The organism is Oryzomicrobium sp. (assembly GCF_036820405.1).
GTDB lineage: Bacteria > Pseudomonadota > Gammaproteobacteria > Burkholderiales > Rhodocyclaceae > Oryzomicrobium.
This window is the reverse complement of sequence record NZ_DAISLS010000004.1, coordinates 136,041-157,750: the sequence shown is the minus strand read 5'-3', so window position 1 is coordinate 157,750 and position 21,710 is coordinate 136,041. Positions and strand designations below refer to the sequence as shown.

18 protein-coding genes are annotated in these 21,710 nt (G+C 69.5%); 4 read left to right on the top strand and 14 right to left on the bottom strand.

What is annotated here, in order from left to right; all coding sequences use genetic code 11:
* Positions 1–4: 4 nt before the first annotated feature.
* Positions 5–376, bottom strand: a complete 372-nt coding sequence (cutA, locus tag V7Z98_RS04945; protein WP_442951812.1) for a divalent-cation tolerance protein CutA — start codon at positions 374–376, stop codon at positions 5–7.
* Between the two features lie 22 nt (positions 377–398).
* The gene (locus tag V7Z98_RS04940; protein ID WP_334157196.1) at positions 399–1,244 is read right to left on the bottom strand and encodes an ABC transporter permease; all 846 of its coding nucleotides are present in this window, start codon (positions 1,242–1,244) and stop codon (positions 399–401) included.
* Positions 1,245–1,352: 108 nt separating this feature from the next.
* Between V7Z98_RS04940 and V7Z98_RS04935 the strand changes: the two genes are divergently transcribed.
* Positions 1,353–1,814, top strand: a complete 462-nt coding sequence (locus V7Z98_RS04935; RefSeq protein WP_334157195.1) for an MEKHLA domain-containing protein — start codon at positions 1,353–1,355, stop codon at positions 1,812–1,814.
* Between the two features lie 16 nt (positions 1,815–1,830).
* Here V7Z98_RS04935 and V7Z98_RS04930 read toward each other — a convergent pair whose 3' ends face one another.
* The 10 genes from V7Z98_RS04930 to rocD form a co-directional block, all read right to left on the bottom strand.
* On the bottom strand, positions 1,831–2,778 hold the full coding sequence (locus V7Z98_RS04930; protein ID WP_334157194.1) for an ATP-binding cassette domain-containing protein: 948 nt from the start codon (positions 2,776–2,778) through the stop codon (positions 1,831–1,833).
* A 13-nt stretch (positions 2,779–2,791) separates the two neighbouring features.
* Entirely contained in the window at positions 2,792–3,445 is a 654-nt protein-coding gene (locus V7Z98_RS04925; RefSeq protein ID WP_293260874.1) for an alpha/beta hydrolase, read from the bottom strand.
* Positions 3,442–3,750, bottom strand: a complete 309-nt coding sequence (locus V7Z98_RS04920; protein ID WP_293260877.1) for a (2Fe-2S) ferredoxin domain-containing protein — start codon at positions 3,748–3,750, stop codon at positions 3,442–3,444. Before V7Z98_RS04920 ends, V7Z98_RS04925 begins: the two co-directional genes overlap by 4 nt.
* Positions 3,751–3,861: 111 nt before the next feature.
* Positions 3,862–4,968: a VanZ family protein gene (locus V7Z98_RS04915; protein WP_334157193.1), complete on the bottom strand. Its 1,107-nt coding sequence runs from the start codon at positions 4,966–4,968 to the stop codon at positions 3,862–3,864.
* Between the two features lie 36 nt (positions 4,969–5,004).
* Entirely contained in the window at positions 5,005–6,456 is a 1,452-nt protein-coding gene (locus tag V7Z98_RS04910) for a sodium:solute symporter family protein (RefSeq protein WP_293260883.1), read from the bottom strand.
* A 327-nt stretch (positions 6,457–6,783) separates the two neighbouring features.
* Positions 6,784–8,355 (bottom strand): SpoVR family protein, encoded by a 1,572-nt coding sequence (locus tag V7Z98_RS04905; RefSeq protein ID WP_293260886.1) that lies wholly within the window; start codon positions 8,353–8,355, stop codon positions 6,784–6,786.
* Positions 8,356–8,400: 45 nt separating this feature from the next.
* Positions 8,401–9,678: a YeaH/YhbH family protein gene (locus V7Z98_RS04900; protein ID WP_293260889.1), complete on the bottom strand. Its 1,278-nt coding sequence runs from the start codon at positions 9,676–9,678 to the stop codon at positions 8,401–8,403.
* A 111-nt stretch (positions 9,679–9,789) separates the two neighbouring features.
* Entirely contained in the window at positions 9,790–11,712 is a 1,923-nt protein-coding gene (locus tag V7Z98_RS04895; protein ID WP_293260892.1) for a PrkA family serine protein kinase, read from the bottom strand.
* 103 nt (positions 11,713–11,815) lie between these two features.
* A complete protein-coding gene (locus tag V7Z98_RS04890) occupies positions 11,816–13,288 on the bottom strand; it encodes an aldehyde dehydrogenase family protein (protein ID WP_334157192.1) in 1,473 nt (490 codons plus the stop codon).
* On the bottom strand, positions 13,285–15,543 hold the full coding sequence (gene rocD, locus V7Z98_RS04885) for an ornithine--oxo-acid transaminase (RefSeq protein ID WP_334157191.1): 2,259 nt from the start codon (positions 15,541–15,543) through the stop codon (positions 13,285–13,287). Before rocD ends, V7Z98_RS04890 begins: the two co-directional genes overlap by 4 nt.
* Positions 15,544–15,882: 339 nt before the next feature.
* On the opposite strand from rocD, the gene V7Z98_RS04880 reads away from it, so the two are divergent.
* Together V7Z98_RS04880 and corA are read left to right on the top strand one after the other, a co-directional pair.
* Positions 15,883–16,461, top strand: a complete 579-nt coding sequence (locus tag V7Z98_RS04880; RefSeq protein WP_334157190.1) for a TMEM165/GDT1 family protein — start codon at positions 15,883–15,885, stop codon at positions 16,459–16,461.
* A gap of 395 nt (positions 16,462–16,856) precedes the next feature.
* Entirely contained in the window at positions 16,857–17,819 is a 963-nt protein-coding gene (corA, locus tag V7Z98_RS04875; RefSeq protein ID WP_293260904.1) for a magnesium/cobalt transporter CorA, read from the top strand.
* A gap of 205 nt (positions 17,820–18,024) precedes the next feature.
* On the opposite strand, the gene ubiB is transcribed toward corA, so the two are convergent.
* Together ubiB and V7Z98_RS04865 are read right to left on the bottom strand one after the other, a co-directional pair.
* Positions 18,025–19,545, bottom strand: a complete 1,521-nt coding sequence (ubiB, locus tag V7Z98_RS04870) for a ubiquinone biosynthesis regulatory protein kinase UbiB (protein ID WP_334157189.1) — start codon at positions 19,543–19,545, stop codon at positions 18,025–18,027.
* Between the two features lie 147 nt (positions 19,546–19,692).
* Positions 19,693–20,163 (bottom strand): Sbal_3080 family lipoprotein, encoded by a 471-nt coding sequence (locus V7Z98_RS04865; protein ID WP_334157188.1) that lies wholly within the window; start codon positions 20,161–20,163, stop codon positions 19,693–19,695.
* Positions 20,164–20,369: 206 nt separating this feature from the next.
* On the opposite strand from V7Z98_RS04865, the gene gshA reads away from it, so the two are divergent.
* Entirely contained in the window at positions 20,370–21,662 is a 1,293-nt protein-coding gene (gshA, locus tag V7Z98_RS04860; protein WP_334157187.1) for a glutamate--cysteine ligase, read from the top strand.
* The last annotated feature ends 48 nt before the right edge of the window (positions 21,663–21,710 follow it).

Sequence of the window (21,710 nt, the reverse complement as noted above, 5' to 3'; positions counted from 1 at the left end):
GGCATCAGCAGGAAAAAGTAGAGCCGGAGGAACCGGGCGCGGGGGCGACTTCCGCCGCCAACCAGGCCAGGTAATCGGGCAGGCCCCGGACCATCGGCACGGCGACGATCTCGGGCACGTCGTAGGGGTGGGCGGCGCGCAGGGCCGACTCCAGGGCCGGGTAGGCGGCGGCGGTGGTCTTGATCAGCAGCGGCACTTCCTCGGCCCGCTCCACCGCGCCCTGCCAGCGATACACCGAGCGGCACGGGGCGAGCACATTGACGCAGGCGGCCAGGCGCGCCTCCACCACCGCGGCGGCCAGGGCGTCGGCGGTGGCGGCGTCGGGGCAGTTGCACAGGACCAGCAGGCAGTCGCCAGCGGCAGGGGCAGTAGTCATGGCGTCCATTGTACGGCCCGCCTTACTTGAGCAACCTGCGTCGGGTCAAAACCGTGGCGACCCAGAAGGCTACGCCGGTGATCGCCAGCAGCGCCGCCAGGTGGGCGAAGGCCGCCGCCGGCCACTGCCCTGCGAGCAGGGGGCGGATCAGCTTGACCGCGTGGGACAGGGGCAGCACCTCGCCCACCGCCGCCACCGCCGGGGGCAGTTCGGCGGCGGGGAAGAACACCCCGGAAATCAGGGTCATCGGCGTGACGAACAGGGTGAAGTAGTACATGAAGAAGTCGTAGCCCTTGGCCAGGGCGTTCCAGATCAGCCCCAGGGCGGCGAAGGCCAGGCCGGTGAGAAAGATCACCGGCACCGCCAGCAGGGCCAGGGGCGAGGTGATCAGGCCGAGCACGGTGGCCACCACCAGGATCGCCACGCCCGAGAGCAGGCTCTTGCACGCCGCCCAGACCAGTTCGGCGGTGAGCACGTCGTCCAGGGCCAGGGGGGTGTTGAGGATCGCCTCCCAGGTCTTCTGCACGTGCATGCGCGAAAAGGCCGAGTAGAGGGCCTCGAAGGTGGCGGCGTTCATGGTCGAGGCACACACCGTGCCGGCGGCCAGGAACATCACGTAGGGCTGGCCCTCGATCTGCGGCAGCAGGCGCCCCAGGCCGTAGCCCAGGCCGAGCATGTAGATGAGCGGGTCGGCCAGGTTGCCGAGCACCGAGGTGAAAGCCAACTTCTTCCATACCAGGAAGTTGCGCCGCCACACCGGCAGGAAGCGCAGCGAAAAGCGCGGCGGCCCCAGGTCGAGGCCGGACTGGCGCGCCGGGCGCCCCAGGCGGGATTGGGCCGCATTGGCGGCATTCGATTCGAACGGCATACTGACAACCTCGTTTGTGCGCGCCAGCCCGGTGTCCGACCCGGGCCGCGGCGCCTGTTCCGGCCTGCTGTTCCGGCCTGCATTTTCATCTTCCGCGAGCCACCCGCCATGCCCGACCGCTCCTGGCTGATCGACCACGTCGCCCTGCTGCGCACCAGCTACCGCCGCCTCACCGGCGACGATCTGGTGCCGCCCCATCTGTCGCCGACGCAAGCCTTGGCAGCGGTATTGACCGCCCCCTACGCCCTGCTTTCCCACGACAACCGGGACGATCCCCTGTTCAACTTCGCCAACCCGGCGGCCCAGGCCCTGTTCGCCATGGACTGGCCGACCTTCGTCGCCCTGCCGTCTCGCTTTTCCGCCGAGGCGCCGAACCGGGAGGAACGGACCCGGCTGCTGCAGCGGGTCGCCGACCACGGCTACATCGCCGACTACCAAGGCATCCGCATCGCCAGCACCGGCCAGCGCTTCCGCATCAGCGGCGCCACGGTGTGGAACCTGGTGGACGAGTCTGGCGCCTACCGGGGCCAGGCCGCCCGCCTGCCGCACTGGGAGCCGTTGCCGGACTGAAGCGGCCGGACCGGCCTCAGTCGCGCAGGTCCCGGCCGGTGAGCTTGAGGAACACGTCCTCCAGGTTGGCCGCCCGGTGCAGGTAGCGCAACTGGGGGGCCCGTTCCAGCTCGGCCAGCAGCGGACGCGGGTCCTGACAGTAGAAGAAGGCGGTCTCGCCGGCGATCTCCAGGCGGCTGGCCAGGTCGCGCCGGGCCTCGGCCCAGGCGGTCAGGCCGTGGTCGGCCTCGGCGAACACTTCCACCACCTGGGACTCGATGTGGCCGGCGATCAGTCCCCGGGGCGTGTCCTCGGCCACCAGGGCGCCGTGGTCCATGATGGCCAGGCGGTCGCACAGGCGCTCCGCCTCGTCCATGAAGTGGGTGGTCAGCAGCAGGGTCTTGCCGGCGGCCTTCAGCTGCTTGAGCCGTTCCCAGATCAGGTGGCGGGCCTGGGGATCGAGGCCGGTGGTGGGTTCGTCGAGGAACACCACGTCCGGGTCGTTGACCAGGGCCCGGGCCAAGGTCAGGCGCCGCTTCATGCCGCCGGAAAGGGCCTGGATGCGGGCGTTCTCCTTGCCGCCCAGGCCGGCGAAGTCGAGCAGCCGGGGAATCTCGGCGCGCACCGCCTTGTCGGCCAGGCCGAAATAGCGACCGTACACCAGCAGGTTCTCGGCCACGGTGAAGTCCGGGTCCAGGTTGTCGAACTGGGGCACCACGCCGACCCGGATGCGCGCCTGGCGCGCCGCCTCGGGCACCGGCAGGCCGGCCAGGCGCACCTCGCCGCCGTCCGGGGCGGTAAGCCCCAGGCAGCAGCGCAGGGTGGTGGTCTTGCCGGCGCCGTTGGGGCCGAGCAGGCCGAAGCAGGTGCCCTTGGGCACGGCAAAGGACAGGTCGCGCACCACCACCTGGTCGCCGAAGCGCTTGACCAGGCCGGTGACGGACAAGGGCGGGGCGTCGTGCAGGCCGACGGCCGGAACATCCACGGGAATCACGGCTTCAGTCCCTCCAGGCCCGCACGATGATGTCCTTGAGGATGTGCAGGCGGCGGTGGAAGAAATGGTCGGCGCCGGGCACCACGATCACCGGCAGCTCCAGGGGCTCGGCCCAGGCCAGCACGTTGGCCAGGGGCACGGTCTCGTCGGCGGAACCGTGGATGACGATGGTGTCGGGCGCCACCGCGTCGGTGACGTAGTGGCGGGCGCCTTCCACGTGGCCGGAAGCGGTGCCCACCAGCACCATGCGCAGCACCGGGGTGCCGGCCTCCTTGAGGCGGGAGGCCACCCGGGCCTGGACGTAGGCGCCGAAGGAAAAGCCCCCCAGCACCACCGGCAGCGCCCCTGCCGGATCGTACTGGCGGCGCGCCCAGTCGAGCACCGCCAGCATGTCGTCGCTCTCGCCCTGGCCGTTGTCGTGGCTGCCGGCGCTCTTGCCGACGCCGCGAAAGTTGGGGCGCAGGGCGATGTAGCCGAGCTGGACGAAGGTGCGCGCCAGGGTCTGGGCCACCTTGTTGGTGTTGGCGCCGCCGAACAGGGGATGGGGATGGCCCACCAGGGCGATGCCCCGGGCCTCGCCGCGGGGCAGGTCGACCAGGGTGTCGATGTCCCCGATCGGGCCGGGGATCAGCACGGCGCTGGCAGCGGTCGGGCTCATACCTTGAGGCGCTCCACGACGCGGCCGTGGATCAGGTGCTCCTCGATGATCTCGTCGATGTCGGACTTGTCCACGTAGGTGTACCAGACGGCTTCCGGATAGACCACCATCACCGGGCCCGCGTCGCAGCGGTCGAGGCAGCCGGCCTTGTTGATGCGCACCTTGCCCGGCCCCTTCAGCTTGAGTTCGGCGACCCGCTCCTTGGCGTAGGTCTGCAGGTCGGAGGCGCCGTGGTTGTTGCAGCAGGTTTCACCGGGGCCGCGCTGATTGCAGCAGAAAAAGACGTGGTGCTTGAAGTAGCTCACCGAAAGACTCCTGGAACGATGGGGCCCGGCCTTCTCGGGACGCCGGACCCGACGATTATACGGGCCGCGCGCGGTCAGGGAGGCGGCAGGGGAAGTAGGAACGGCCGGCGGCTAGAGCTTGCGCCCGGTCAGCATCAGGAAGGGCAGGGCGACGAAGGGCCACAGCCCGCCGGCCAGCCGGGTCAGGCCGTTGAAGTTGAGGAAGTGGCCCTGGCGCCAGACGTTGAGCGCCGCCGGGGAATAGGGGTTCTCCGGCGCGATGTTGACCAGGGCCACCGCCATCGTGAGCAGGAAGGCGGCCAGGATCGCCCGGGGCACCGGCGGCAGCCAGACCAGCACGAACAGGGCGACGGCGCCCCACTTGAGCCCCGCCAGCGCCCCCGGGGTGGCCCAGGCCAGGGCCTCGGCGGGGGAGAGGATCAGGGCCGTGGCCAGGGTGCGGGTGAGCAGGCCGAAGACGAGCAGCAGCAATACCGCCAGGGGGCCGCCCCACCAGGGCAGGCGCGGTCCGCCGAACAGGGTGCGGGCGAACAGCCCCACCGCCGCCACGTTGAGCCCGGTGATCACCGATTCGAGCACCCGGAACAGGGGCACGTCGAAGGGCAGGGCCGGAGGCAGGGGCAGGAAGGCGCGCAGGTCGCCGGTGGCGAACAGGGTGAATTCCGGCGACAGCTGGGTGACGCACCACACCATCAACAGGGTCAGCCCCACCTCGGCGTAAGGCACCGGGGCCAGTAGCCGGTTGCGGAAGCGGGCCAGGGCGATCAGCCAGCGGGCGCCGCCGAACAGGCCGATCAGGGCGCCGATCGCGGCCCCCAGGGTGTTGGTGCCCCAGTCCACGTTGGACGGCACCCGGGTGGGCAACCAGTTCTGCAACACTTCCATGGAAAGCGACAGGCCGCAGCCGAGCAGGGCGGCCATCAGGGCGGGCAGCACCCGGGTGGGCAGCCGGTCCAGGGCCAGGGTGAGCAGCAGGCCGAGGGGAATGTAGGCCGCCACGTTGACCGCCAGGTCGAACACGGTCCAGTAGCGCGGCCAGGCGGCACCGAGAAAGGCCAGGGGCGGCACGCCCCGGTCGGTCCAGCCGGAGAAGGGATGCAGGCTGGCGTAGACCACCAGGGCCAGGTAGGCCAGGGCGAGGGGCACCGCCAGCTTGTGCCCGTCCCGGGGCGAGGGGGCCGGCGCGGCGGGGGACGTTGCGGCGGGAGCGGCGCTCATGGCCTGGCGGGCGCCGCCGGCCGCGGCGCCACGGGGTCAATAGACATGGCTACGCGCCGCCTCCGGGGAGAAGCGGCCGACGCGCTGGGGCAGCAGGGAACCGGCCACCATGCCGGCCAGGGCGGCCAGCAGCCCGGCGAACTGCACCGGCAGGAAGCCGTCCAGGTAGCCCTCGGGGGCCAGCATCTCGCCAGCCAGCCACACGCCGACGCCGCCGACGATCGAGCACAGGGCGCCCTGGGTGGTGGCCCGGGGCCAGTACACCCCGGCGGCCAGGGGGATGAAGGCGGCCACCAGGGTCACCTTGTAGGCGTTCTCAACCATTTCGAAGATCGAGTTGTCGGAGGCCAGGGCGAAGGTCAGCACCGCCATGCCGAAGACGAATACCACGATGCGCATGGCGCGCAGCAGCTGGCCGTCGGTGATGTCGGGCAGGAAGGGGCGCAGGATGTTCTCGGTGAAGGTCACCGAGGGGGCCAGCAGGGTGGCCGAGGAACAGCTCATGATCGCCGCCAGCAGGGCGCCGAAGAACAGCACCTGGGCGATGAACGGGGTGTGCTGGATGATCAGCTGGGGCAGGATGAACTGGGCATCGGCCTCCAGGTAGCGGGCCACCAGTTGGGGGTCGATCAGGGTCGCCGAATAGACCAGGAACATGGGCACGAAGGCGAACACGAAGTAGATGCTGCCACCGAGCACCGAGCCCACGGCGCCGACGTTCTCGCTCTTGGCCGAGGAGACGCGCTGGAACACGTCCTGCTGGGGGATCGAGCCGAAGCCCATGGTCACCAGGGCGGCGATGAAGGCCACCATGTCGCGGGCCTCGAAGCGGGGCAGGAAATTGAGCTTGCCGGCGGCCTCGGCGTGGGCCACCACGGTGCCCACGCCGCCAGCCAGGCCGGCGACGATCCAGGCGATGAAGAGCAGGCCGCCGATGACCACGGTCATCTGGAAGGCGTCGGTCATGGCCACCGCCCACATGCCGCCCATCAGGGTGTAGACCAGCACGATGGCGATGCCGATGAACATGCCCTGCTCGGGCGTCACCGCCCCCTGGGTGACCACCGAGAAGACCAGGCCCATGGCCTTGATCTGGGCGGACACCCAGCCCAGGTAGGAGATGACGATGGCGATGGCGGTGAGCAGCTCCACGGTGCGGTTGTAACGGCCGCGGAAGAAGTCGCCGATGGTCAGCAGCTTGAGGCGGTAGAGGGGCCGGGCGAAGAACAGGCCCACCAGGATCAGGCACATCGACGAGCCGAAGGGGTCGGCCACCACGCCGCGCAGGCCGTCCTTGACGAAGGCGGCGGGGATGCCGAGCACGGTTTCCGAGCCGAACCAGGTGGCGAACACGGTGGCCACGATCACCGGCAGGGGCAGGTGGCGCCCGGCCACGACGAAGTCCGCGGCGTTCTTCACCTTGGAGGCGGCGTAGAGGCCGATGGAAATGGTGACGAGCAGGTAGAGTCCGACGAACCAGACGAGCATGATTCCAGGGCCTAGGCGAAGGGCAGCGGCAGGTGGGGGACCCGACGGGCCGGCCGGGCAGCCGGGCGCCGCGCGGCCAAAGGAGCAGCTGGACGATGCCAAACCGGGCCGGCGGAGGGGGTGTCGAGCGGGGAAAGAGCGGATTATAGCCATACCCCGAAAACCCGGGGCAATCCCGCGCCCTGCCTGGGGCGGCGACGTCTTTCCGCCCATGGCGCAGTCAGGGGAAAACGTGCGGAAACACCGGCCGCCCGGGCCTTCTCGACGGCGCGCCCCGATATGGGGCACTCTTCCGACCGGCCCCGGCCAGGCCCGCCGCCCCGCCGCTCAGGGAGAAGGAGTGCGCCGCGCGCGGCAGCACTCGGCCACCGGAGCGACGCTGCCGTCCTCGGCCTGGGTCTCCAGGGTGACCGGGAAGCCCCACAGGGTGGCCACGTGGGACAGCACCGCCTCCGCCGTCTCCACGGCCACGGGCCGGCGCCGGTACTGGAAGTGGCGCAGGGTCAGGGAGCGGTCGCCGCGCAGGTTCACGTTCCACACCTGGATGTTGGGTTCCCGGGAATGGACGTTGTACTGGTCGGCCAGGGTCTGGCGCAGCTGGCGGTAACCCTGCTCGTCGTGGATCGGCCCCACCGCCAAGTGCTCCCGCTGGTCGTCGTCCACCAGGGTGAACAGGCGGAACTCGCGCATCAGCCGGGGCGAGAGGAACTGGGCGATGAAGCTTTCGTCCTTGTAGTTGCGCATGGCGAAGTCGAAGGTGGCGCGCCAGTCGGACCCGGCGATCTCGGGAAACCACTCCCGGTCCTCGTCGTCCGGCTCCTCGCAGATGCGGCGCAGGTCGCGCCACAGGGCGAAGCCCAGGGCGTAGGGGTTGATGCCGGAAAACCAGGGGTGGTTGTAGGGCGGCTGCAGCACCACGTTGCTGTGGTGCTGGAGGAATTCGAGCATGAAGCCGTCGGACAGGCGCCCCTCGTCGTACAGGGTGTTGAGCAGGGTGTAGTGCCAGAAGCAGGCCCAACCCTCGTTCATCACCTGGGTCTGGCGCTGCGGGTAGAAGTACTGGGCCACCTTGCGCACGATGCGCACGATCTCGCGCTGCCAGGGTTCCAGCAGGGGGGCGTGCTTCTCGATGAAGTAGAGCAGGTTCTCTTCCGGCTCTTCGGGAAAGCGCCGCGCCGCCTCCACCGTCCGGTCACCGCCCTTGGCCGGCAGGGTGCGCCACAGGTCGTTGACCTGCTGTTGCAGGTACTCGGCCCGCTCGCGGATGCGCACCCGCTCCTGGTCGGTGGACAGCTTGGGCGGCCGCCGGTAGCGGTCCACCCCCACGTTCATCAGGGCGTGGCAGGCATCGAGCAGTTGCTCCACCTCGTCGGCGCCGTAGCGCTCCTCGCACTCGGCGATGTAGTGCCGGGCGAACACCAGGTAGTCGATGATGGCGTCCGGGCTGGTCCACTGGCGGAACAGGTAGTTGCCCTTGAAGAAGCTGTTGTGGCCGTAGGCGGCGTGAGCGATCACCAGGGCCTGCATGGTCAGGGTGTTCTCTTCCATGAGGTAGGCGATGCAGGGGTCGGAGTTGATCACGATCTCGTAGGCCAGCCCCATCTGGCCCCGCTTGTAGCGCCGCTCGGTGGCCAGGAACTGCTTGCCGAAGGACCAGTGGTGGTAGAACACGGGCATGCCGATGGAGGCGTAGGCGTCCATCATCTGCTCGGCGGTGATCACCTCGATCTGGTGCGGATAGCAGTCCAGGGCGTAGCGGGCGGCCACCTTGCCGATCTCCTCGTCGTAGAGGGTGAGCAGTTCCTCGGTCCATTCCGAGCCGTCGGGCAGGAACTGGCCACTGCCGGGAGCCGCCAGGGGCGGGGTTTCGGGGGGCGGGGAGAGGAGGGGGATGTCCATGGCGACTTCCTCGGGGATGCGTGGGCGCCGCGACGTCGGTGCCGGCTAGGCCAGCTTCTTCCTGAACAGTTCGCGGAATACCGGGTAGATGTCCTCCAGCCCCTCGATGCGCTGCATGGCGAAGCGGCCGGGGAAGCGGGGTTCCAGGCCCTGGTATTCCTTCCACAGGTTCTGGGGTTCCCCGGGGGTGATCTCGATGTAGGCGAAATACTGCACCCCGGGCAGGATGCGTTCGGCCAGCAGCTCGGCGCAGCGCGGCGAATCGTTTTCCCAGTTGTCGCCGTCGGAGGCCTGGGCGGCGTAGATGTTCCACAGGGACGAGGAGTAGCGCTCGGCCATGATCTTCTGCATCAGGTCCAGGGCGCTGGACACCACGGTGCCGCCGGACTCCCGGGAGTGGAAGAAGTCATCCTCGTTCACCTCGGTGGCGGTGGTGTGGTGGCGGATGAAGACCAGCTCGATCTTCTCGTAGCTGCGCTGCAAGAACAGGTAGAGCAGCATGAAGAAGCGCTTGGCGGTCTGCTTCTTCTGCTCGTCCATGGAGCCGGACACATCCATCAGGCAGAACATCACCGCCTGGGTGGAGGGCTGGGGAATGCGGATGCGGTTGTTGTAGCGCAGGTCGAAATCGTCGATGAAGGGTATCGCCTCGATGCGCAGCTTGAGCCGGGCGATCTCCTTGCGCAGGGCCACCACCTCCGGGTCGATCTCGGTGCGGTGGTCGCGCAGCAATTCGTCGAGGCGCGCCTGCAACTCGCGGATCTTGGCCCGGTAGGGCGCACTGGCGGCGATGCGCCGGCCGGTGGCGTCGCGCATGGTGCGCACGATGTTGATGTTGGTGGGCACCCCGCTGTGGGTGAAGCCGGCGCGCACCCGCTTGAATTCTTCCAGCTTGGCGAGTTGGCGCTTGACCAGGTTGGGCAGGGCCAGGTCGTCGAAGAAGATGTCGAGGAACTCGTCCCGGGACAGGGTGAACACGAAGTCGTCCAGATGCTCGCCTTCGTTGCTGGCACCGCCGCCCCGGCCCTTGCCCGAACCGCCCCCGGCCGGGCGCTCGATCTCGTCGCCGGAGTGGAAGCGGTCGTTGCCCGGCTGCACTCCTTCCCACACGCCGCCTTGGCCGTGCTGGAACTGGGGCTCGGAAATATCCTTGCCGGGGATGGCGATGTTCTCGCCGGAGTCGATGTCGGTAATGCCGCGGCGGGTGATGGCGTCGGCCACCGCCTTGCGGATCTGCCCCTTGAAACGGCGAATGAAGCGCTGGCGATTGACCGCGCTCTTGTGCTTGCTGTCGAACCGCCGATCGATGATGCGGACGGTCATGGTGCCTCCTTGGGCTGTTCTATGTCGCGGGTGCCGCGTCCGGCCGCCCGGGGCGGGTGCGGGCGCGCGAACGCGCCGCTGCCCCGGGGGCGGGCCGCCACAGGGCCGGGCTCACGACGACTTGCGCACCCGCAGGTACCACTCGGTGAGCAGCCGGACCTGGCGCTCGGTGTAGCCCTTTTCCATCATGCGATTGACGAAGTCCTGGTGCTTCTTGTGCTCCTCGGTGCTGCCCTTGGTGTTGAAGGAGATCACCGGCAGCAGCTCCTCGGTGTTGGAGAACATCTTCTTCTCGATCACCGCGCGCAGCTTCTCGTAGGAGGTCCAGGCCGGATTGCGCCCGTCGTGCTTGGCGCGGGCGCGCAGCACGAAGTTCACCACCTCGTTGCGGAAGTCCTTGGGATTGCTGATGCCCGCCGGCTTCTCGATCTTCTCCAGTTCCTCGTTGAGGGCCCCCCGGTCGAGGATCTCGCCGGTGTTGGGGTCGCGGAATTCCTGGTCCTGGATCCAGAAGTCGGCATAGGTGACGTAGCGGTCGAAGATGTTCTGGCCGTACTCGGAATAGCTCTCCAGGTAGGCGGTCTGGATCTCCTTGCCGATGAACTCGGCGTAGCGCGGCGCCAGGTACTCCTTGAGGTAGCGCAGGTACTTCTCTTCCACCTCGGGGGGGAACTGCTCCTGGGCGATCTGCTGCTCCAGCACATACATCAGGTGCACCGGGTTGGCGGCGATCTCCTTGTGCTCGAAGTTGAACACCTTGGACAGGATCTTGAAGGCGAAGCGGGTGGAAAGCCCGGTCATGCCCTCGTCCACCCCGGCGTAGTCCCGGTACTCCTGAAAGCTCTTGGCCTTGGGGTCGGTGTCCTTCAGATTCTCGCCGTCATAGACCCGCATCTTGCTGTAGATGCTGGAATTCTCCGGGTCCTTGAGCCGCGACAGCACCGAGAACTGGGCCATCATGCGCAAGGTGTCCGGGGCGCAGGGCGCCTTGGCCAGGGACGAGTTGGCGATCAGCTTGTCGTAGATCTTCACCTCCTCGCCGACCCGCAGGCAGTAGGGCACCTTGACGATGTAGATGCGGTCGAGGAAGGCCTCGTTGTTGCGGTTGTTCTTGAAGGCGGTCCATTCCGCCTCGTTGGAGTGGGCCAGGATCTGGCCGTCGAAGGGGATCGCACCGAAGCCCTCGGTACCCTTGTAGTTGCCTTCCTGGGTGGCGGTCAGCAGGGGGTGCAGCACCTTGATCGGCGCCTTGAACATCTCGACGAATTCGAGGATGCCCCGGTTGGCCAGGCACAGGCCGCCGGAGTAGCTGTAGGCGTCCGGATCGTCCTGGGAGTAGTTCTCCAGCTTGCGGATGTCGATCTTGCCCACCAGGGACGAGATGTCCTGGTTGTTCTCATCCCCCGGCTCGGTCTTGGCGATGGCGATCTGGGACAGCACCGAGGGGCGCAGCTTGACCACCCGGAACTTGGTGATGTCGCCGCCGAACTCGTGCAGGCGCTTCACCGCCCAGGGGCTCATGATGCTGTTGAGGTAGCGGCGCGGGATGCCGTAGTCCTCTTCCAGGATCGGCCCGTCCTCTTCCAGGTTGAACAGGGCCAGGGGCGTCTCGTGCACCGGGCTGCCCTTGACCGAGTAGAACGGCACCTTCTCCACCAGTTGCTTCAGGCGCTCGGCCAGGCTCGATTTGCCGCCGCCCACCGGGCCCAGCAGGTAGAGGATCTGCTTCTTCTCCTCCAGGCCCTGGGCGGCGTGGCGGAAGTAGGCGACGATCGACTCGATCACCTCCTCCATGCCGTAGAACTCGCGGAAGGCCGGGTAGATGCGGATCAGCTTGTTGGCGAACAGCCGCGACAGACGTGGGTCCTGACGGGTGTCGACGACCTCCGGGTCGCCGATCGCCATCAGCATGCGCTGGGCGATGCTGGCATAGGCCGACTTGTCGCTGCGACACAACTCCAGATACTCCTGGAGCGACATTTCCTCTTCCTGCGCCGCTTCGTAGCGACTCTGGTACTTGGCGAAGATGGACATGGTGGCCTCCTGTGCGGTGCGCGGTCCCGTTAGCTCTTTCCCGGAATCGCTTGTGAGATTGGGCTACCCCCCGGCGAAAAAGTTTTGCCTTTTTTCTGCAACATCAACCGCCCGGCAGGAAAAAACGCACACCTTGGGCAAGTGGCAGGGCGGCGCCGTCGTTGATTACATTGGTCTGGCGGCGCATGTAGGCCTTCCAGCTGTCGGAACCGGCCTCCCGGCCGCCGCCGGTGTCCTTCTCGCCGCCGAAGGCCGCGCCGATCTCGGCCCCCGAAGTGCCGGTGTTGACGTTGGCCAGCCCGGTGTCGGCCCCCGCCGCCGAGAGAAAGCGCTCGGCCCGGCCCAGGTCCCGGGTGAACAGGGCGCCGGAGAGGCCCTGGGGCACGTCGTTGTGGGAGGCGATGGCGGCGGCGAAATCGTCGTAGGGAAAGAGGGTGAGCAGCGGCCCGAACACCTCGTCCCGGTGCCGGGCCGCCATGGCCTCGGCGCGGAACAGGGCCGGGGTGACGAAGTGGCCCGGGCCGGGCAGGGCCCGGCCGCCGGCCAGGCGCGTTTCGCCGGCCGCCTCCCGGGCCGCCACGGCGGCGAGGAAACGCTGCCGCGCCGCCTCGTCGATGAGGGGCCCCACCAGGGTGGCTGGATCGGCCGGATCGCCCACCGGCGCCGCCTTACAGGCCGCCGCCAGGCGCGCTTCCAGGGCGGGCAGCACGGCGCGGTGCACGAAGGCCCGCCGGGTGCTGGTGCAGCGCTGCCCGGCGGTGCCCATGGCGCCGAAGAAGAGGGCCTGGGCGGCCAGTTCCAGGTCGGCCGTCTCGTCCACGATCACCCCGTTGTTGCCGCTGCATTCGAGCAGGCTGCGGCCCAGGCGCCGGGCCACCGCCACGGCGACGTGGCGGCCGGTGGCCGAAGAGCCGGTAAACGACACCAGGGGCAGGCGCCCGTCGCCCACCAGGCCGTCCAGGGCGGCCGGCTCGTCGGAATAGACCGTGGCAAACACGCCCCGGCCATCCACCTCGGCCACTCGGGCGTCCACCACCTCTTCCACCAGGGCGGAAATGGCCTGGGCGGTCAGGGGCGCCTTGGAGCTGGGCTTCCACACCACCGTGTCGCCGCACACGGCGGCGATGAAGGCGTTCCACGCCCACACCGCGGCGGGGAAGTTGAAGGCGGTGACGACCAGCACCGGGCCGAGAGGATGCCACTGCTCCAGCAGCCGGTGGCCGGGCCGCTCCGAAGGCAGGGTCAGACCGTGCAGCTGGCGCGACAGGCCCACGGCGTAGTCGGCCATGTCGATCATTTCCTGGATCTCGCCCTCGGCTTCGCTCCTGATCTTGCCCACCTCGGCGCCGAGCAGGGCGGCCAGGCGCGCCTTGTCGCGGCGCAGGGCGTCGGCGATGGCGCGCACCAACAGGCCGCGCCGCGGCGCCGGCACCTCGCGCCAGCGGCGGAAGGCGGCGGCGCTCACCGCCACCCGGTCGGCGGCCTCTTCCGCCGAAGTCACCGCCACCCGGCCCAGATCGTGGCCGGTGGCCGGATTCACCGAGAGCAGCTGGCGCGGTCCGCCCGGGGCATTCATGGCCGCGCCTCCATCTCCAGCCCGGCCAGCACCCGCTCCAGGGCATCCGCCGCCTGGGCCAGGGTGGCCTCGTCGATGGTCAGGGGCGGGGCCAGGCGGATCACCGTGCCGTGGGTGTCCTTGGTCACCACCCCGGCGGCGAGCAGGCCGTCCACCACCGCCCGGGCGCTCACACCCTGGACCTCGACGCCGACGAACAGGCCCCGGCCGCGCACTTCCTTGATCAACGGCGAGGCGATGCCTTGCAGGCGCGCCAGCAGCCAGGCGCCGAACCGGGCCGAGCGGGCCGGCAGGTCCTCGTCGAGCAACAGTTCCAGGGCCTCCAGGGCTACCGTGGCGGCCAAGGGGTTGCCGCCGAAGGTGGAGCCGTGGTCGCCGGGCTTGAGCACGCCGAGCACCTCGCGCCGGGCGAGGAAGGCCGACACCGGCAGCAGGCCGCCGCCCAGGGCCTTGCCCAGGCACAGGCCGTCGGGGCGCACGCCCTCGTGCTCGCAGGCGAGCAGCCGGCCGGTGCGGCCCAGGCCGGTCTGCACCTCGTCGGCGATGAGCAACACGTTGCGGCGCCGGCAAATCTCGGCGCAGGCCGCCAGGTAGCCCGGCGGCGGCACGACGATGCCGCCCTCGCCCTGGATCGGCTCCACCAGGAAGGCGGCGGTGTTGGGGGTGATGGCCGCCTCCAGGGCCGCCGCGTCGCCGTAGGGAATGGTCAACAGCCCCCCCGGGAAGGGGCCGAAGCCGGCCCGGTACTGGGGCTCGGTGGACAGGCCGACGATGGCGATGGAGCGGCCATGGAAGTTGCCTGCGCAGGCGATGATCTCGGCGTCGCCGTCGGGCACGCCCTTGACCACGTGGGCCCACTTGCGCGCCACCTTGAGGGCGGTTTCCACCGCCTCCAGGCCGGTGTTGGCGGGCAGGGCCAGGTCGAAGCCGGTGATCTCGGTGAGTCGCTTCAGCAGCACCGGCAGCCGGTCGTTGGAAAAGGCCCGGGACGTCACCGCCAGGCGCCGGGCCTGGGCGGCGAGAGTCGCCACCAGGCGCGGGTGGCTGTGACCGAAGGACACCGCCGAGTAGGCGGCCATCATGTCGATGTAGCGGCGCCCCTCGGTATCCACCAACCAGGGCCCCTCGCCGTGGCTCACCACCAGGGGCAGGGGCTCGTAGTTGTGGGCGCCGTGGGCCATTTCCCAATCGGCCAGGGTGGCGGCGTCCGGGGCCAGGGCCGTTTCCACCAGGTCCACCGCCAGGCGGCCGGTGCGCAGGTCCCGGTCCAGGCCGGGACGGTATTCGACGATCTCCAGGGCCACCGCCCCGGGGCGGCGCAACACGCCGCGCAGGGCTGGCAGCACCTCTCCGGCGGCCAGGCCGAGGGGGGCCGGCACGGTGGTGGCCGGGGCGTCCTCCGGATCGAAGGCGTCCAGGTCGATGGTCACGCCGAAGGGCGCGGTGCCGTGGCGGCCGGCCCGGGCCACGGCGTCGGCGAAGACCCGGGCGAAGCCCAGCCTGGCCAGGTCGTCCGGGGGCACTACCTTGACCCCGAGGCGCACCAGATGGCGCAATTCGGCGGCCTCGAAGCTGCGCGCGCCGATCACCGTGATGCGTTGCGGGTCGAGCACCGGCCCGTCCACCCAGGCCAGTTCCGGGCCGCCCAGGCCGAGCAGAGCGGCCAGGGGCATGCCGTGGGGGTTGCCGGTGGGGGAGGATTCGGCCACGTGGGCGTCCAGGTGGGCGTCGATCCACACCAGGCCCGGGGCCTCGCCCAGCGCCTGGCCGACGCCGCGCCAAGTGCCGGCGGCGACGCTGTGATCGCCGCCCAGGATCACCAGCCGGCCGCCCCCGCCCGCCGCCTGGCCGACCGCCGCCGCCAGCCGGCGCAGGTAGCCGCCCAGCCGGGCCAGGCGGCCGGCGTCCGCCGGGGCGTCCTCGGCCACCGGCGCAATCCGTTCGACAGCACCGACCCGGCCGCCGGCACGACGCACCGCCCCGGCCACGCCAAGATGCGCCAGGGCGGCGGGGCCGGCGGCCAGGTCGTCCTCGGCCGCCGGGGGGCCGCCCAGGCCGCAGGCGGCGTCGATCAGGACCACCGGGGGCAGATCGCCCCCCGTGGCCCGGGTGGCGGAATGCGTGGCCGGATGAGTGGCCGGATGGCCCGGGGAAGAATCAGAAGAATCGGGCGAGCGGGCCGGCGCCGCTGCGGGCGCGGGGTCGGCGACATGGGCGGGGCGCTCTTGTGGAGCCGCCTTGAGTCGGTCGTTCATGGCACACCTCCTGGTGGGATGCAGCCGTAGCCGTATGCAATATGCCCATTGGACAAGGGCCGGCCCGGCGGGGTTCGTCCCGGCCCGGCGTGCGCTATACTGCGCCCGCTTTTTGGGGAGTAGCCGCCCCGCCGCAACGGTGGGGGCGCCGGTCAACATGCTGGAAGCGCGGTCATCGCCGCCTCCTGGCCGGCGCGGGCCCGCAGGCGCGTCTGCACCGCCGGGTCTGGCGAGACCAGGGACGATGCGGCCTTCTTCCAGGAAACCCCGGGGAGCCGGTGGCCGTGGCGTTCCTGCGTTCCGTCCGACCACCCCTACCGGCCCCCCTCTCCCGACCCCATGGAAGCCTTCCTCGTCTCCACCGGCATCGTCGCCCTGGCCGAAATCGGCGATAAGACCCAGCTGCTGTCCTTCGTCCTGGCCGCCCGCTTCAAGCGCCCCTGGCCGATCGTCGCCGGCATCTTCGTCGCCACCGTCTTCAACCACGCCGCCGCCGGCGCGGTGGGGGCCTGGCTGACCCACCTGATCGGCCCGGACACCATGCGCTGGATTTTGGGCCTGTCCTTCCTGGCCATGGCCGGCTGGATCCTGGTGCCGGACAAGCTCGACGACGACGAGACGCCGCAAGCCCGCTACGGCGCCTTCGCCACCACCCTGATCGCCTTCTTCCTCGCCGAAATGGGCGACAAGACCCAGGTGGCCACGGTGGCCCTGGCGGCCCGCTTCGACTCCCTGGCGGCGGTGGTGCTGGGCACCACCTTCGGCATGATGCTGGCCAACGTGCCGGCGGTGCTGGTGGGCGACAAGCTGGCCCACAAGCTGCCGGTGAAGGCCATCCACGTAGTCTGCGCCCTGATCTTCGCCGCCCTCGGCGTGGCCGCCCTGGCCGGCGCCGATTTCGCCGCCTGGCTGGGCTGAACCGGCCTGTTCCCGGCACCACGACCCCGGCCCCGCAAGCCGGGGCAAGCGGCCTTGGCGCAGTGCAGCAGGCGTGCTAACCTCGCGCCCGTTTTCATCTCCGGAGATTCCGACGTGGGCAGTTGCCTGGGTGGCTCGGACGGTGGCAGTTGCCGCACCGCCGATACGCCGCTCCCGCTGACCGCCACGACGGGGTGACCGCCTCCCCGGGCCTGCGCCAGAACGCGCCGCCCGCCTAGCGTCCCCCGTCCTGGGGGACACTTTTACACCGCTTCCTCACCCGCTTTCGCTGGCCCGTGGCCGCGAGGGTGGCGCGATCGTTGCCGGTTGCCAGTCAGCGCCGAGCGCATGCCGCCGTGCCCCGTCACTCCGGACCACTCCGGTAAGGCGCGAGCATGATCAACATCTTCGAACTGCTGAATGGCCGCCTGCGTCAGACCCAGGCCATCCGCCACAGCGACCTGGCGGGCAAGGCGCCGATCTGGATCGACATCGTCGAGCCCACCGAGGAGGAATCCGCCTGGGCCCACGAACAGTGGGGCCTGGACCTGGAGACGCCGGAGGACTTGACCGATATCGAGGCGTCGGCGCGCTTCTACGAGACCGACGACGGGGCCCTGCACCTGCGCTCGGACTTTCTGCTCGACAAGGACGACGACGACCACAACGTGCCGGTGCGCTTCGTGCTGCGCGGCGGGCTGCTGTTTTCGATCCGCGACGACGACCTGCCGGTGTTCCGCCTGTCGCGCATGCGCGCCCGCACCCAGCCGGGCCACGTTTCCGACGCCATGGACGTGCTGCTCGACCTGTACGCCACCGACGTGGAATATTCCGCCGACGCCCTGGAGGAAATCTACGGGGCCCTGGACGAGGTGAGCCGCCACGTGCTCGGCAACCAGCTCTCGGACGAGGCCGCCGGCGAGGTGCTGTCGTCGATCGCCAAGGAAGAGGACACCAACGGGCGCATCCGCCGCAACGTGATGGACACCCGCCGCGCCGTGTCCTTCCTGATGCGCGGCAAGCGCCTGACCAACGAGCAGTTCGAGGAGGCGCGCCAGATCCTGCGCGACATCGACTCCCTGGACGGCCACACCACCTTCCTGTTCGACAAGATCAACTTCCTGATGGACGCCACCGTCGGCTTCATCAACATCAACCAGAACAAGATCATCAAGATCTTCTCGGTGGCCTCGGTGGCCCTGCTGCCGCCGACCCTGATCGCCAGCGTGTACGGCATGAACTTCGGGCGCATGCCCGAGCTGCAATGGGAGTACGGCTACCCCTTCTCCCTGATCCTGATGATCCTGTCGGTGATCGCCCCGTTCACCTACTTCCGCCGCCGCGGCTGGCTGAAGTAGGGAGGGGTCGCAAATGGGCGGGATTTCAGGCGCTATCTGAAACCCCGCGCCAGTAGGGCATCTTCACGGGGTGCGGCGGGAACGCCGCGCCCCGTCTTGCTTTTGGAGCATACCCTGTGGAGATCGGCGCCCCGCCTGGGGTTTGGCGGGGCCGGGCAGGATGAAGCGCCGCCGGGGGCGGGAATCGGGAACCAGCCCGGGGGAATCAGCCCAGGACGCGGCTCGCCTCCAGCGCCAGGGCGGCGGCGGCGACGAGGGCGATCAGCAGCAAGGCGACGCGCTGGCGGCGCTGTTCGGCGAGCAGCAGCTTGAGGGCGGAATCGTCCCGGCGCGGCTCCTCGGCCAGGCGCCGGTAGATCAGGCGCGGCAACTGGGGCAGCTCCTTGGCCCAGTAGGGGCCCTCGTGCTTGAGGCCGTCCACCAGGGCGCGCCAGCCGATCTGGCGGCTCATCCAGCGCTCCAGGAAGGGCTTGGCGGTCTTCCACAGGTCCAGCTCCGGGTCGAGCTGGCGGCCCAGGCCCTCGATGTTGAGCAGGGTCTTTTGCAGCATCACCAGCTGGGGCTGGATTTCCACGTTGAAGCGGCGGCTGGTCTGGAACAGGCGCAGCAAGAGCTTGCCGAAGGAGATGTCCTTCAGGGGCCGGTCGAAGATCGGCTCGCAGACGGTGCGCACCGCCGCCTCCAGCTCGTCCACCCGGGTGTCCGCCGGGGCCCAGCCGGATTCGATGTGGGCCTCGGCCACCCGCTTGTAGTCGCGGCGGAAGAAAGCCAGGAAGTTCTGCGCCAGGTAGTTCTTGTCGACTTCGTTGAGGGTGCCGACGATGCCGAAGTCCAGGGCGATGTAGCGGCCGTCGTCGGCCACCAGGATGTTGCCCGGGTGCATGTCGGCGTGGAAGAAGCCGTCGCGGAACACCTGGGTGAAGAAGATTTCCACCCCGGCCCGGGACAGGGCCTTCAGGTCGATGCCCTTGGCCAGCAGCACGTCGGTCTGGGAAATGGGCGTGCCGTGCATGCGCTCCATGGTCATCACCGCGGTGGCGCAGTAGTCCCAGTACACCTCGGGTACCACCAGCAGCGGCGAATGCTCGAAATTGCGCCGCAATTGGGAGCAGTTGGCCGCCTCGTGCATCAGGTCCAGCTCGTCGTAGAGGTACTTGGCGAACTCGGCCACCACCTCCCGGGGCTTCAAGCGCCGACCGTCCACCGAGACGGCCTCGACCAGCCGGGCCAGGGTATCCATCAGCGCCAGGTCGTGGGCGATCACCGGGCGCATGCCCGGGCGCAACACCTTGACCGCCACCTCGCGGCCGTCCGGCAGCTTGGCGAAGTGCACCTGGGCCACCGAGGCCGAGGCCACCGGGGTCAGGTCGAATTCGGGAAAGACCTGGTTGAGGGGCCGGCCGAAGGCGGCCTCGATCTCGGCCACCGCCTGCTCGGAGGGGAAGGGCGGCACCCGGTCCTGCAACTTGGCCAATTCCTCGGCCACGTCCGGCGGCAGCAGGTCGCGGCGGGTGGACAGCACCTGCCCGAACTTGACGAAAATCGGCCCGAGGGCTTCCAGGGCCTTGCGCAGGCGCACCGCCCGGGGCTCGGAAAAACGCCGCCAGCGCAGCAGGGGCGCCAGCCAGCGGGCGGCCCGGCCGGTGGGCTCGGCCTCGATGAGCATGCCATCCAGGCCGTGGCGGAGCGCGACGGAAACGATGCGGGCGAGTCGGAAGAGGCGCATGGGCGCGATCGGCAATCGAAGGAGGTAAGAAAGCAGCCCGGCGCGGCCCTGCCGGCGCCGGGGGAAAGGCCGGAGTTTACCGGGATTGGCGCCCCCCCGCTCAAGCGCCCCGGGACGGCCTGGCGCCCCAGGGCGGCAGACCCGGCCTTACTCGGCCTCGGCCACGGTGGTGGCAGGCAATCCAGCCGCCTGGCGGCTGGCGGCGAGCAGGGGATCGGTGAGCTTGCGCAGCTTGCCGGCGGTGGGACCGAACTTGTCCGGCCGGCCGCCGCCGTAGCGTGCATCGTAGGTGGCCTCGCCGATCAGCCGGTTGCTCTCGAACACGCGCAGCTGGGCATAACGCAGAAACATAGCCAGGTCCCAGCGCCACGAGGCGGTGTATTCCAGGTAGGCGCCGCAGTCGGCCGGGAGCGCGCCCTTGTAGGTGCGGGTGGCAATGCCGGCGCTACGGATCTGGGCGTCCAACTCGGGGTGGAAGCCATCCATCAACACGTCGTCGTTGTACCGCAGGCAGAGGGCGGTCAGCGGCTTCTCCACCGGCTTGACGGCGGTGCTGATCGAACAGGCGGCGCAGGCCAGGGCCAGCGCCCCAATGGGGATGAGTCGGTGCAGCGTCATGGAAACATCCCTGATGTCGTTGTCGTGAGCCGCGATGCGCGCGGGGCCGGAGCATGCCCGGAGAAGTTCCCAGCGGCAAGGATGCCCGTCCCGGCCGCACCCGGACGTGCTACGCCCGGGGCGCTCGGGGTAACATCTGCCCCTCACCGACTTTCCCATCGGGCGGCCCCGGTTCTACCACCCCGCACCGCCGCCCCGGAGACACCATGGTTCCTCACCTCACCACCGCGCTGACCGGCCCGATTCTGGAGCTGGAGCAGCGTTTCCTCGACGAGAGCGCCCGCATCGAACAATGGCTGCGAGGCAAGTGGCAGGACCACACCCCGCCCTTCTACGGCTCGGTGGACCTGCGCAACGCCGGCTTCAAGCTGGCCCCGGTGGACACCAACCTCTTTCCCGGCGGCTTCAACAACCTCACCGCCGCCTTCCACCCGCTGTGCGTCCAGGCCGCCCAGGTGGCGGTGGAAAAGCTCTGCCCCGAGGCGCGCAACCTGCTGCTGGTGCCGGAAAACCACACCCGCAACCTGTTTTACCTGCAAAACGTGGCCCAGCTCGCCGGCATCCTCAAGCACGCCGGGCTGAACGTGCGCATCGGCTCCCTCAACCCGGAGATCGCCGAGCCCACCGCCATCGACCTGCACAACGGCCACGCCCTGCTGCTCGAACCCCTGAAACGGATCGGCAACCGGCTCACCCTGGAGGGCTTCGATCCCTGCGTGGTGCTGCTCAACAACGACCTGTCGGCAGGCATCCCGGAGATTCTCACCAACCTGCACGAGCAGTGGCTGCTGCCGCCGCTGCACGCCGGCTGGTCCACCCGGCGCAAATCGCACCATTTCGCCGCCTACGACGACGTGGCCAACGAGTTCGCCGAACTGCTCGGCATCGATCCGTGGCGCCTCAACCCCTACTTCGCGGTGTGCGAGCAGATCAACTTTCACGAGCGCACCGGCGAGGAATGCCTGGCCGGCAACGTGGACATGATGCTGGCGCGCATCCGCGCCAAGTACCAGGAATACGGCATCGACGAGAAGCCCTACGTGGTGGTCAAGGCCGACGCCGGCACCTACGGCATGGGGGTGATGACGGTGCACGACGCCTCCGAGGTGGTGGGCTTGAACCGCAAGCAGCGCAACAAGATGAGCGTCATCAAGGAGGGCCTGGAGGTCTCGGCGGTGCTGATCCAGGAAGGGGTGCACACCGTGGAGCGGGTCGCCGAGCAGGTGGCCGAGCCGGTGGTGTACATGATCGACCGCTACGTGGTCGGCGGCTTCTACCGGGTCCACGGCGGCCGCGGCAAGGACGAGAACCTCAACGCCCCGGGCATGCACTTCACCCCCCTGGCCTTCGACACCTGCTGCAACCAGCCCGAGTACGGCGGCAACCCGGACGCCCCGCCCAACCGCTTCTACGCCTACGGCGTGGTGGCCCGGCTGGCCCTGCTGGCCGCGTCCCTGGAGCTGGAGCGGACCGCCCCGGCCGACGCCCTGGCGGCCTGAACGGAGCCTCTTCCCCAGCGTTTTTCCCCGCTCCACCCCGGCCCTCGC

Excerpts from the sequence above, each read along its gene's own strand:
- V7Z98_RS04900 (WP_293260889.1), bottom strand. The coding sequence starts at position 9,678 with ATGACCGTCCGCATCATCGATCGGCGGTTCGACAGCAAGCACAAGAGC.
- V7Z98_RS04880 (WP_334157190.1), top strand. The coding sequence starts at position 15,883 with ATGGAAGCCTTCCTCGTCTCCACCGGCATCGTCGCCCTGGCCGAAATC.
- V7Z98_RS04935 (WP_334157195.1), top strand. The coding sequence starts at position 1,353 with ATGCCCGACCGCTCCTGGCTGATCGACCACGTCGCCCTGCTGCGCACC.
- V7Z98_RS04940 (WP_334157196.1), bottom strand. The coding sequence starts at position 1,244 with ATGCCGTTCGAATCGAATGCCGCCAATGCGGCCCAATCCCGCCTGGGG.
- V7Z98_RS04895 (WP_293260892.1), bottom strand. The coding sequence starts at position 11,712 with ATGTCCATCTTCGCCAAGTACCAGAGTCGCTACGAAGCGGCGCAGGAA.
- corA (WP_293260904.1), top strand. The coding sequence starts at position 16,857 with ATGATCAACATCTTCGAACTGCTGAATGGCCGCCTGCGTCAGACCCAG.
- V7Z98_RS04925 (WP_293260874.1), bottom strand. The coding sequence starts at position 3,445 with ATGAGCCCGACCGCTGCCAGCGCCGTGCTGATCCCCGGCCCGATCGGG.
- rocD (WP_334157191.1), bottom strand. The coding sequence starts at position 15,543 with ATGAACGACCGACTCAAGGCGGCTCCACAAGAGCGCCCCGCCCATGTC.
- V7Z98_RS04905 (WP_293260886.1), bottom strand. The coding sequence starts at position 8,355 with ATGGACATCCCCCTCCTCTCCCCGCCCCCCGAAACCCCGCCCCTGGCG.
- V7Z98_RS04915 (WP_334157193.1), bottom strand. The coding sequence starts at position 4,968 with ATGAGCGCCGCTCCCGCCGCAACGTCCCCCGCCGCGCCGGCCCCCTCG.
- cutA (WP_442951812.1), bottom strand. The coding sequence starts at position 376 with ATGACTACTGCCCCTGCCGCTGGCGACTGCCTGCTGGTCCTGTGCAAC.
- gshA (WP_334157187.1), top strand. The coding sequence starts at position 20,370 with ATGGTTCCTCACCTCACCACCGCGCTGACCGGCCCGATTCTGGAGCTG.
- V7Z98_RS04910 (WP_293260883.1), bottom strand. The coding sequence starts at position 6,456 with ATGCTCGTCTGGTTCGTCGGACTCTACCTGCTCGTCACCATTTCCATC.
- ubiB (WP_334157189.1), bottom strand. The coding sequence starts at position 19,545 with ATGCGCCTCTTCCGACTCGCCCGCATCGTTTCCGTCGCGCTCCGCCAC.
- V7Z98_RS04890 (WP_334157192.1), bottom strand. The coding sequence starts at position 13,288 with ATGAATGCCCCGGGCGGACCGCGCCAGCTGCTCTCGGTGAATCCGGCC.
- V7Z98_RS04865 (WP_334157188.1), bottom strand. The coding sequence starts at position 20,163 with ATGACGCTGCACCGACTCATCCCCATTGGGGCGCTGGCCCTGGCCTGC.